Genomic DNA, 8,942 nt, shown 5'->3' on the forward strand with positions numbered 1-8,942 from the left:
AAGACATTCTGGAGGAAATCGTCGGCGATATTTCCGACGAGCACGACGTGGTGGTGGCCGGCGTCCGCGCTCAGCCCGACGGCTCGGTGGTGGTCGACGGCTCGGTGCCGATCCGCGATCTCAACCGCGCCATGGACTGGCATCTGCCCGATGAAGAGGCGACCACTGTCGCCGGCCTCGTGATCCACGAGGCGCGCTCGATCCCGGAACGCGGCCAGAGTTTTACCTTTCATGGTTTCCGCTTCCGTGTACTGCGCCGCGAGCGCAACCGCATCACCGCGCTGCGGATCACGGCAGTGCCGCGCGAGGCCGAGGTCGAGGAGAAAAAGCCAAAGCGGGCTGGGACCGCGTTTTAGAAACACCGGCCATCGCAGATCAGGCACCGTCGACAGTCGGTGGCGTCCCGGTCACCAATTCTGTGCCAGCTGGCATGAACTTTGAACCAGCTGGCACAGTTGGGTTGCGGCGTCGATCTTGACGGCTACTGCGGTCGCCAAGAGCAGCAGGATACAGGTCAGGGGAGAATACGGGCTCGCATCGTCCGTTGCATGATCGTTCATGTCGCACCAAATAAGAAGAATTACCCTGCGCCCGCGAGTTGCGAGCCGATTTCTGCGACAGAATATGAAAGGGGTGGCATAGGAATTCCAGACCAACGGTACTCTTGCGTCATAAAGGCGAAATAAGCGGCCCACGCCCCGCGCGAATACGCGCCAGATGACGGGGCCAGCAGAGGACTGCGTACGCCGCCCCGTTCCGGTTCCCGCATTGAAGTCAGGGATGCCTAGGGATACCCCATGGTCGCTTTCGCGGGATATGACGGGGGTGGAATTTCAACCGCCCGCTTCCCCCGGTGCCTGGGCGGTGAGCGCCAATGCGTGCACGGAACCGGCGAGTTCCGCCGCCAGTGCCGCATTGATCATACGGTGGCGTTCGATCCGGCTCTTCCCCTGGAAGGCCGGCGATACAATATTGACTGTGAAATGCGTCTCGCCGCCCGGCCGGTGGCCGCTATGCCCCTCATGCAGATGTGATTCGTCGCTGACGTCGAGGCTTTGCGGTGCGAAAGCTTCACGCAACTTGTTTATGATAGCATCTTTGGTACTCATGGCGGCGGCAATACGTCCGTGACCGCCTTTCGTCAATGGCGCACCTGCAAAAAATGGCGCATCGGAGTGAGAGTTTCGCAATGTCAAGACTTGAAGCTTTTCGCATTGCGTTGTCATAGTCAGCCATGCCGATCGATTCATCGAAATTCTTCGACTCCATCCGGATCAAGCCCAACAAGCTGAGCGCCAAGCAGCAGGCTCAGGCGCGTGAAGAGTCCGCCTTGTGCGAATGGCCGGACTGCAAGAACAAGGGTCCGCACCGCGCGCCCAAGGGCCGCGCCAACGACAAGGAATACTGGCACTTTTGTCTCAATCACGTCCGCGAGTACAACCAGTCCTATAATTTCTTTTCCGGCATGAATGCGGACGCGGTTGCGCGCTACCAGAAGGATGCGCTGACCGGCCATCGGCCGACCTGGAAGATGGGCGCCAATGCCAGCGCCAAGAAGAGCAAGGGCAGCGCGGAGGCCGATCTGGAAGGCGCCGCCGATCCATTCAGCATGTTCTCTGAGCTCAACGGCCGCGGCCGCTGGCGGCCGGGCCCGGGTGGGGCCGCCGGCGAGACCAAGGGCGAGACCCGGAAAATATTCAACGCCGAACGCAAGGCGCTGCAGGTGATGGGACTGGGCTCCGACGCGACGCTGGAGACCGTCAAGGCAAAATACAAGGCGCTGGTCAAGCAACACCATCCCGACGCCAATGGCGGCGACCGCTCCACCGAGGACCGCCTGATCGAGATCATCAAGGCGTATAATTATTTGAAGACGGTCGTGCGCGGCGCGAGCTAGCCGGCCCCACCGGCTGTCATCGCCCGACTTGATCGGACGACCCAGTAAACGCTGAAAGCAGCAGATGAAGCGAACTGCGTGACCAGAGTTGGTTACGGCGACCATTCTGGAATAACGGGTCGCCCGATTGAGTCGGGCGATGACAGCCGTTGTATTGCGGCGGCCTTGTCTACCCCTAACCCTGTCTGAAATCCTTTCGAATCTGCTCCGCCGCCGGCTCGTTCGCCGCCGCGCCGTGGCGGCGCCGGATCATCCAGGTGGACAGCGCGACGTTCAAGGCGCCAGAGATCACCGCCACTATCCAATAGAACTTGCCGATCCCCTGGTGACGCGGAATACCAACATATTCATGTAGCGCGGTGATCGCCAGCACGCCCGGCAGCACATGTGCGGGTGCCCACAGCAGGATCGCAGGGATATTGACGGCGTAAAACCTTGCCGGCGGCATGCCCAGCGCACCCGCCGTGATCGGCACGAAGGCTCTGATCGGTGGCACGAAGCGGGCAAAGAACACCGCGAGCGCTCCCCAGCGATGAAAGAACGCCTCGCTTTGGGCGATCACGCGCGGATATGATTTCAGCGGCCAGTTGCTGAGAATTTCGCGCTGTGAGCGATGCCCGATCCAGAACGCCGATCCATCGCCGAGCAATGCGCCGGCGATCGCGGCCAAAAGCACCCATTGCAGCCGCAGTTCGCCGCCGGGCACCAGCGCGCTCAGCGCCAGAATGATGGTCGAGCCGGGAATCACCGAGCCTACGACCGGAACCGCTTCCAGAAGGGCCGCAAGGAACAGCGTCAAATAGGCAAGCCACGCATGTGCCGAGACGAACGCAATCAATGGATCGATGAATGAGGTCACAAATTTCCTGCGTTTGGCAATTGGTCCAGGGCAGCCGCACACCTAACATAACTCGCGGCCGGCGTGGCGGTTCAGACGCGCGAGGGGGGGCCGCTGACCGCGCGGGCTTCGGGACTTGGGGGCAACGAGGATCAAAGCCCAAGGGATCCCTGGCTGGCGCCCGGATTGAGCGGGCAGTGCGGCATGATTCGCAGGGCAGCCTTCCAAAATCCGGGGCCAGTACCTACCTTGATGATAGAACAACGGAACTTTGATTGGGCCGCGGGCTTCTGCCAGTCGTTGCTCTCTGCTAGGTTTGCTTCAGCACCCATCCGCAGCCATGCCCCAAATTACGGTTTCGGGAGCACCCGGGACCTCGGAGGATTAATGACGACCGCCGCCATGACCAAAGTGCAAGAATCTGCCGGGGTGCCTTCCGGTCTGCCTGACATGAAGGTGTCGGTGCGGCAGGTGTTCGGGATCGACAGCGATCTCGAGGTCCCAGCCTATTCCGAAGTCGATGCGCATGTCCCGGATATCGATGTCGATTACCGTTTCGACCGCGCCACCACGCTCGCCATCCTCGCCGGCTTTGCCAAAAACCGGCGCGTCATGGTCACGGGCTATCATGGTACCGGCAAGTCGACCCATATCGAGCAGGTCGCGGCACGGCTGAACTGGCCCTGCGTGCGCGTCAATCTCGACAGCCACATCAGCCGGATCGACCTGGTGGGCAAGGATTCCATCGTTATCAGGGACGGCAAGCAGGTCACCGAGTTCCGCGACGGCATTCTGCCCTGGGCGCTGCAGCATAATATTGCGCTGGTTTTCGACGAATACGATGCCGGCCGTCCCGACGTGATGTTCGTGATCCAGCGCGTGCTGGAGGTCTCCGGCCGCCTGACGCTGCTCGACCAAAACAAGGTGATCAAGCCGCACCCGGCCTTCCGGCTGTTCTCGACCGCCAACACGGTGGGCCTCGGCGATACTTCCGGGCTCTATCACGGCACCCAGCAGATCAACCAGGGCCAGATGGACCGCTGGTCGATCGTTACCACGCTGAACTACCTCGCCCATGACGAGGAGGTCGAGATCGTGCTGGCCAAGGCCCATCACTACCGCAACCAGGAGGGGCGCGACATCGTCAACAAGATGGTGCGGCTTGCCGATCTGACCCGCAACGCCTTTGCCAATGGCGATCTGTCGACGGTGATGAGCCCGCGCACAGTGATCACCTGGGCGGAGAATGCCGAGATCTTCACCGACATCGGCTTTGCGTTCCGCGTCACCTTCCTCAACAAATGCGACGAACTGGAACGGCCGCTGGTGGCCGAATTCTATCAGCGCTGCTTCAACACCGAACTTGCGGAATCCTCGGTGAACGTGGCGATGAGCTGATGCGATGCCAGCGGTTTCCGTCGAGCGCACGATCGGAGCGACCAAGCGCGCGGTGCTCGGCGGACTGATCCGCTACAACGACGAAAAGATGGGGAAGCAGAAATACCGCCGCCTCGCCATCTCGCTGCGGGATAAGGAGGCGATCGTCGGCGGCATTGTCGGCGAGGTCTGGATGACCGTATTGTTCATCCAGTTGTTCTGGATCGAGCAGCGGTTTCGCGGCCATGGCCACGGCTCGGCATTGATCGAAAAGATCGAGCAGGAGGCCCGGCGTTTTGGCGCGGTGCGGTCCTATCTCGACACCATGAGCTTCCAGGCGCCAGCCTTCTATCGTGCCTGCGGCTATGAGGCGTTCGGTGCCATCGACGGTTACCCAGGCGGCGTCACGCGGCACTGGCTGACCAAGGCGCTGTAGGGACGGGCGACGCAAGGACTTCGGTAGAGGCTTCGAATGACCACCAACACCAAATTCCGCACCGGATCCAAGGAAGCGCCGACCGAGCCTTTCAAGCGCGCGGTAACCGCGTGCCTCAAGGCGATTGCGAAGAAGCCCGAGCTTGAAGTGACCTTCGCCGCCGAGCGGCCGGGGCTGTCGCCGGGCAAGGCGCGGCTGCCCGAGCCGGCGCGCAAGATGACAAGGCGCGATGCCGCCATCGTGCGCGGTCACGCCGATTCGATCGCGCTGAAACTCGCCTGCCACGATCCGAAAGTGCACCGCAAGCTGATGCCGGGCAATCCGCAGGCGCGCGGCGTGTTCGAAGCGGTCGAGCAGGCGCGGGTCGAAGCGCTCGGATCGCGGCGGATGGCCGGCGTCGCCAAAAACCTGACCGCCATGCTGGACGATCATTTTCATCGCGGCAAGTTTGACGAAATCACCGACCGCGCCGATGCGCCTCTGTCGGACGCGCTGGCAATGCTGGTGCGCGAGCGCCTGACCGGACTGGCGCCGCCGGCGGCCGCCCGCAAGATAGTTGAGCTGTGGCGTCCGGTGCTGGAGGACAAGATCGGCGCGCGGCTCGACCGGCTCGACCGCGTTGCCGAGGACCAGGCGAAATTCGGCGATGCGATCCATGATCTTTTGAGTGCGCTCGAACTCGGCGACGAACGCAACGCCGAGGCGGACGAGGACGACAGCGAGGACGAGAACCGCGACGGCGAGAACGACCAGTCAGGCGCCGAAGGCTCGCCCGACGGCGACGCCGCCCAGGAAATGAGCGCCGACCAGGCCCAGGCCACCGCGGACGAGATGTCGGAGAGCGCGATGGAAAGCGCGCAGGCTTCCACCAGCGATACCTTCGACGACGGCGAACTCGGCGACGACGAGACCCCGGGCGAAGCGACGCGGCCGAATTCGCGCGGCGCGAACGAGCCGCGCGGTCCGGAATATCACGCCTTCGCGCCGAAATTCGACGAGGTGATCGCGGCCGAAGACCTTTGCGACCACGATGAGCTGGAACGGCTGCGCAGCTATCTCGACAAGCAGCTCGCGCATCTGCAGGGCATCGTGGCGCGGCTCGCCAACCGGCTGCAACGTCGATTGATGGCGCAGCAGAACCGCGCCTGGGAGTTCGATCTCGAGGAAGGTATTCTCGACCCTGCACGGCTGTCGCGCGTGGTGACCGACCCCTATCATCCGCTGTCCTTCATGCACGAAAAGGAAGCCACCTTCCGCGACACCGTGGTGACGCTGCTGTTGGACAATTCCGGCTCGATGCGCGGCCGTCCGATCACCGTGGCGGCGACCTGCGCCGATATTCTGGCGCGGACGCTGGAACGCTGCGGCGTCAAGGTGGAAATTCTGGGCTTCACCACGCGGGCCTGGAAGGGCGGGCAATCGCGCGAGGCGTGGCTCGCTGCCGGCAAGCCGCCCAATCCCGGCCGCCTCAACGATCTCCGCCACATCATCTACAAATCCGCCGACGCGCCGTGGCGGCGCGCGCGCAAGAATCTGGGCTTGATGATGCGCGAGGGCCTGCTCAAGGAGAACATCGACGGCGAAGCGCTGGACTGGGCGCACAAGCGGCTGCTGGGCCGCGCCGAGCAGCGCAAGATCCTGATGATGATTTCCGACGGCGCGCCGGTCGACGATTCGACGCTGTCGGTCAATCCCGGCAATTACCTGGAACGACATTTGCGCTACGTCATCGAGGAAATCGAGACCCGCTCGCCGGTCGAACTGATCGCAATCGGCATCGGTCACGACGTCACCCGATACTATCGCCGCGCCGTCACCATCGTCGATGCCGAAGAACTTGGCGGCGCCATCACCGAGAAACTCGCCGAGCTGTTCAGCGAAACCCACGGCCCTGTAACCGCCAAGACCGGCTCGCGGCGCCGCTTGCATTCGTAACTCAATCAAGATGTCATTCCGGGGCGTGAGCCAACGGGTCCGGCCTCTGGCCGGCCGATCACAGGCTCCGCGAACGAACCCGGCATCCACAACCACGAGCAGGGGTTATGGATTCCGGGCCTGCGCGCCTGAGGTCGGCAATTGCCGACCCAAGGCCCATCCTCCGATGCGCAATTGCGCATCGGGGAATGACGACGGCGGGATAAGGAATTAGCCGTTGGACATCTCCCGCCGCCGTATGCTGAAATCCACTGCGGCGGCGCTTGCGGCGCAAGCGATGCCTGATGTGGCGCGGGCGCAGTTCGCCACCGATGCGCCCACGCCGCTCGCGCCAGGCGACTCACTGGACGGCGCACCGGTTCCCATCGAGGTCAAGGCCCGGCCGATCCCCTCATTTGATACCCGTGACCACCAGCGGATGCGGTTCGGGTCGCTGGAGTTTCGCAGCGGGCTGGTCCTGACCTCGCCGTTCCCCGGCTTTGGCGGGCTGTCGGGATGGCGGTTCGATGCCAAGGGCGAGCGCTTCATCTCCTTCAGCGACAGGGGCAGCTGGCTCACCGGCCGCATCCTTTATCACGGCCGCGAGATGACCGGGCTTGCCGACGTCGAGGCAGCGCCGATGCTCGGGGCCGATGGCCGGCCGATCACCACGCGCGGCTGGTTCGATACCGAATCGATCGCGATCGACGGTTCCCTGGTCTATATCGGCCTCGAACGCGTCAACCAGGTGCTGCGCTTCGATTTCAGCCGGGGATTTACGCGCGCGCGGGGCGAAGTGTTCCCGATGCCTCCGGCAGTGCGCAAGCTGCCGTTCAACAAGGGCCTGGAAGCGCTGGTCTTCGTGCCAAAAGGCCTGCCGCTCGCCGGCACACTGATCGCGATCTCCGAACGCGGCCTCGATGCCCAAGGCAACCTGATCGCCTTTCTGGTCGGCGGCCCGGCGCCGGGACAATTCAGCGTTCGCCGCAGCGACAAGTTCGATATCAGCGACGCGGTGCTGCTGGCATCTGGCGATCTCCTGGTGCTGGAACGGAAGTTTTCGCTGGTCGACGGCGTCGGCATCCGGATCCGGCGCATCGCACTGTCATCGCTCAAACCGGGCGCGGTGGTCGACGGGCCCACGATCTTCGAGGCCGATCCGGGCGAAGAGATCGACAACATGGAAGGCATCGACGCCCACGTTTCGCTGGAGGGCGACACCGTGCTGACCATGGTCTCCGACGACAATTTCTCGCTGCTGCAGCGCACGCTGCTGCTGCAATTCAAGCTGATGGAGTGAACGGTGCTTTCGGCGCGAGCCGCGGCCCGGAATGCTTCTGGCAGCGCAAATCGCGTGGCCGAACTGCCCGACGTGCCGACGCCGATCGAGGCCGGCCTCGTCGATGCCGACAGCGCGACCTGGATCGGGGTTTTCATGCCGGCGAAAACCCCGCGCGACATCATCGACAAATTTCACACCGCTGGCGTCAAGGTTCTGACCGATCCGGCGACGCAGGAGAGCCTGCGCAAGATGGGGGTCGAGGCGGCGCCGATGTCGCCTGCGCAGATGGACGATCTCGTCAAGCGCGACATCGCCGCCAACGGCGCAGTGGTCAAGGCCACTGGCATCACGGCGAACTGAGCGGCAGTTGAGGAAGGCGGTATGGCTCGTTAAATAGAGGCCAGCGAGTTCCTCCCTCCGGTCAGGACATCCCTATGAGCGCCCTGTTTTCTCCGATCCGACTGCGCGGCCTTGAGTTGCAAAATCGCATCATGGTGGCGCCGATGTGCCAGTATTCGGCCACAGACGGCGCGGCCAATGATTGGCACTTCGTGCACATCAACACGCTCGCGCTGTCGGGGGCGGCATTGTTCTGCATCGAGGCCACGCATGTGGAAGCCATCGGCCGCATCACGCCGGGATGCCTCGGCTTGTGGAACGACCCGACCGAACAAGCGCTGCGGCCGATTCTGGCCGCGTTGCGCAAGCATTCGAAGACCAAGGTCGCGATGCAGCTGGCGCACGCCGGCCGCAAGGGATCCAGCCACGTGCCATGGAACGGCGGCCAGCAGATCCCTCTCTCGGAAGGCGGCTGGCAGACGGAGGGCCCCTCTGCGGTGCCGCACAAGGAGGGTGAACTGGCACCGCTGGAGCTCGATGGGCTCGGCATGGCGCGGGTGCGCGAGGCGTTCGTGACGGCGGCCAAGCGCGCCGAACGGCTCGGCATCGACGCCCTCGAGCTGCACAGCGCGCACGGTTATCTCCTGCATCAGTTTCTGTCGCCGATCGCCAACAAGCGCACCGACGCGTATGGCGGCAGTTTGGAAAACCGCATGCGCTATCCCCTGGAAGTGTTCGAGGCGGTGCGCGCGGTGTTTCCGGCCGAGAAGCCCATCGGCGTCAAGGTCTCCGCCACCGACTGGGTCGAGGGCGGCTGGGACCTCACCCAGACCATCGAGTTTGCGAAGGAGCTGAAAAA

At 63.5% G+C, this 8,942-nt stretch carries 10 protein-coding genes; 8 read left to right on the plus strand and 2 right to left on the minus strand.

Annotation, left to right across the window (positions count from 1 at the left end; translation table 11 throughout):
• On the plus strand, positions 1-356 hold a 356-nt coding region (locus ABSG20_RS22560), incomplete at its 5' end, for a transporter associated domain-containing protein (RefSeq protein WP_423866728.1).
• A 477-nt stretch (positions 357-833) separates the two neighbouring features.
• Here ABSG20_RS22560 and ABSG20_RS22565 read toward each other — a convergent pair.
• Positions 834-1,109 (minus strand): BolA family protein, encoded by a 276-nt coding sequence (locus ABSG20_RS22565; protein ID WP_423866736.1) that lies wholly within the window; start codon positions 1,107-1,109, stop codon positions 834-836.
• Positions 1,110-1,234: 125 nt separating this feature from the next.
• Between ABSG20_RS22565 and ABSG20_RS22570 the strand changes: the two genes are divergently transcribed.
• Positions 1,235-1,897, plus strand: a complete 663-nt coding sequence (locus ABSG20_RS22570) for a J domain-containing protein (protein WP_423866729.1) — start codon at positions 1,235-1,237, stop codon at positions 1,895-1,897.
• A 175-nt stretch (positions 1,898-2,072) separates the two neighbouring features.
• Here the strand turns inward: ABSG20_RS22570 and ABSG20_RS22575 are convergent, their stop codons facing one another.
• Positions 2,073-2,756 (minus strand): DedA family protein, encoded by a 684-nt coding sequence (locus ABSG20_RS22575; protein WP_423866730.1) that lies wholly within the window; start codon positions 2,754-2,756, stop codon positions 2,073-2,075.
• A 366-nt stretch (positions 2,757-3,122) separates the two neighbouring features.
• On the opposite strand from ABSG20_RS22575, the gene cobS reads away from it, so the two are divergent.
• From cobS to ABSG20_RS22605, 6 genes are all read left to right on the plus strand, one after another.
• The gene (gene cobS / locus ABSG20_RS22580; protein WP_423866731.1) at positions 3,123-4,133 is read left to right on the plus strand and encodes a cobaltochelatase subunit CobS; all 1,011 of its coding nucleotides are present in this window, start codon (positions 3,123-3,125) and stop codon (positions 4,131-4,133) included.
• Positions 4,134-4,137: 4 nt separating this feature from the next.
• A complete protein-coding gene (locus tag ABSG20_RS22585; RefSeq protein WP_423866732.1) occupies positions 4,138-4,548 on the plus strand; it encodes a GNAT family N-acetyltransferase in 411 nt (136 codons plus the stop codon).
• A gap of 36 nt (positions 4,549-4,584) precedes the next feature.
• Entirely contained in the window at positions 4,585-6,483 is a 1,899-nt protein-coding gene (gene cobT, locus ABSG20_RS22590; RefSeq protein ID WP_423866733.1) for a cobaltochelatase subunit CobT, read from the plus strand.
• A 238-nt stretch (positions 6,484-6,721) separates the two neighbouring features.
• A complete protein-coding gene (locus ABSG20_RS22595; protein WP_423866737.1) occupies positions 6,722-7,762 on the plus strand; it encodes an esterase-like activity of phytase family protein in 1,041 nt (346 codons plus the stop codon).
• A 54-nt stretch (positions 7,763-7,816) separates the two neighbouring features.
• A complete protein-coding gene (locus ABSG20_RS22600) occupies positions 7,817-8,104 on the plus strand; it encodes a tripartite tricarboxylate transporter substrate-binding protein (RefSeq protein ID WP_423866734.1) in 288 nt (95 codons plus the stop codon).
• A gap of 74 nt (positions 8,105-8,178) precedes the next feature.
• Positions 8,179-8,942: oxidoreductase (locus ABSG20_RS22605; RefSeq protein ID WP_423866735.1), on the plus strand; the 764-nt coding region annotated here is incomplete at its 3' end.

The sequence above is a fragment of the Bradyrhizobium sp. genome, assembly GCF_049512235.1.
Classification (GTDB): Bacteria; Pseudomonadota; Alphaproteobacteria; order Rhizobiales; family Xanthobacteraceae; genus Bradyrhizobium.